Below are 723 nucleotides of genomic sequence, written 5' to 3'. Positions count from 1 at the left end.
CTGTAGCTCCGGTATCTCCCGTATCACCTTTATCTCCTTTCGGTCCTTGCTCACCCTGAATACCTTGGGGACCGGTTAATCCGATTGGACCCTGTGGACCTACTTCGCCCTGTGGACCTGTAGCTCCGGTATCTCCCGTATCTCCTTTAGGACCTTGCTCACCCTGAATACCCTGTGGACCGGTTAATCCGATTGGACCCTGCGGACCTACTTCGCCCTGTGGACCTGTAGCTCCGGTATCTCCTTTTGGACCCTGTTCACCCTGGATACCTTGTGGACCGGTTAATCCGATTGGACCCTGTGGACCTACTTCACCCTGTGGACCTGTAGCTCCAACTAATGAAGCTAAGAAATCTGATTCATCACCAGTATTACCTTCGTCTAACCAAATATCATAAGCGCTGTCGCCGTCAACTCCATCGATACCATTTGTTCCGTTTGTTCCGTCTGCACCTTCAAGTGAAGCTAAAAAGTCTGCTTCAGTTCCTGTATTGCCTGCGGCAATCCAAATATCATAAGCACTATCGCCGTCAACTCCGTCGGTTCCATTTGTTCCGTTAATTCCGTCTGCACCTTCAAGTGAAGCTAAGAAATCTGCCTCAGTTCCTGTATTGCCTGCGGCAATCCAAATATCATAAGCACTGTCACCATCAACTCCGTCAACACCATTGGTTCCATTCGTACCGTTTGTTCCGTCCGCACCTTCAAGTGAAGCTAAAAAGT

The 723-nt window shown here is 49.5% G+C and carries 1 pseudogene; it reads right to left on the bottom strand.

Annotated elements, in window-relative coordinates:
* Positions 1-723, bottom strand: a pseudogene (locus tag Q763_RS17265) (collagen-like protein); the annotation flags it as partial.

Source organism: Flavobacterium beibuense F44-8 (genome assembly GCF_000769915.1).
Taxonomy (GTDB): domain Bacteria; phylum Bacteroidota; class Bacteroidia; order Flavobacteriales; family Flavobacteriaceae; genus Flavobacterium; species Flavobacterium beibuense.
The sequence above is the reverse complement of the archived record's forward strand: the minus strand, read 5'-3'. Positions and strand labels throughout refer to the sequence as shown.